Raw genomic sequence first — 279 nt, forward strand, 5'->3', positions numbered from 1 at the left:
GACGGCGCCTCCAACGGGTTGAGCGCCCCGAACGGGCCGTCGCAGCAGCGGGTGATCCGTCAGGCCCTGGCCAACGCACGGCTGACGCCGGGCGAGGTGGATGTGGTGGAGGCGCACGGCACGGGCACCACGTTGGGTGACCCGATCGAGGCACAGGCGCTGATCGCCGCTTACGGCCAGGACCGGCCCGCGGAACAGCCGCTGCGGTTGGGATCGGTGAAGTCGAACATCGGCCACACCCAGGCAGCCGCGGGCGTCGCCGGGATCATCAAAATGGTC

The 279-nt window shown here is 70.6% G+C and carries 1 protein-coding gene; it reads left to right on the forward strand.

The window, feature by feature from the left end; genetic code table 11:
- Nucleotides 1-279 (forward strand): hypothetical protein (locus ACLQ22_RS32060; protein WP_425695613.1); only part of this gene is annotated, 279 nt, incomplete at both ends.

Source organism: Micromonospora sp. DT178 (genome assembly GCF_049841695.1).
GTDB lineage: Bacteria > Actinomycetota > Actinomycetes > Mycobacteriales > Micromonosporaceae > Micromonospora.